The 839-nt window shown below is 70.9% G+C and carries 1 protein-coding gene; it reads right to left on the bottom strand.

Annotation, left to right across the window (positions count from 1 at the left end; all coding sequences use genetic code 11):
* Positions 1-839, bottom strand: an 839-nt coding sequence (locus HYE82_RS36865) for a hypothetical protein (RefSeq protein WP_179178577.1), incomplete at both ends; no start/stop codon positions are given.

Here is an 839-nt window from a genome sequence, read left to right as displayed (position 1 = left end):
GGGGAGACGGGGGGCGGGACGGGCCTCCCGTCGGCCATGCGGTTGCCGCTCCACACGTTCCCGGCGCCGCCCGCGTTCCAGGCGGTGGCCGTGCCGTACGCCCCGGCGGCGGGGTGGTACTCGGCGGAGAACACGTTGTCGGTGACCTTGATGCCGGTGGCTCCGGGCCCGCCGCCGTAGAGGCTGTAGGCCCCGCCCGCCAGCCAGTTGCGCTCGACGACGACGGAGGAGACGACCCCGGTGTCGGCGAACAGCCCCACGGCGGCGGTGGCGCCCTGGTCCACGCGGACCGGGTTCAGCAGGGTGTTGTGGCGGACGGTCAGGCGGCCCTTGTTGCCGCCGCCGCTGATGACGGCGTCGGTGTGCTGCCACTCGCCGGTCTTGTTGCGGAAGGCGACGATGTCGTGCACGTAGTTGTCGTGCAGGTCGCCCTGGCCCATGGACAGGGCGTTGCCGAACACCGAGATGTCGCACCAGCCGACCTCGATCGAGCTGCCGCCCATGTTGGACACCGCGTAGTTGACGCCGCCGTTGTCGGGGCCCTTGCCGGGGATCGCGGTGATGGTGGTGTACAGGACCTTCAGGCCGCTGAAGCCGGGACGCAGGTTGATGCCCCACCAGTTGGTCGAGGTGATCTTGCTGTCGATGACGGTGACGTCGTTGGCGTAGACGTCCAGGGAGCCGTGGATGTCCCAGCCCCGGATGACGGTGCCGTCGGTCTTCACGGACATGTTGCCGGTGTCGTGCCGCTCCAGCTCGATCCGCGGCCCTGTGGTGGACGCGTCGGGGAAACCGCAGGCGCCCGGGGAGGAGCAGGCGGCGGGTGACGGGGCGGGCGG

Origin of the sequence: Streptomyces sp. BR123, from assembly GCF_013401435.1 — a bacterium.
GTDB lineage: Bacteria > Actinomycetota > Actinomycetes > Streptomycetales > Streptomycetaceae > Streptomyces.
This window is presented reverse-complemented; position numbering and strand designations above follow the sequence as displayed.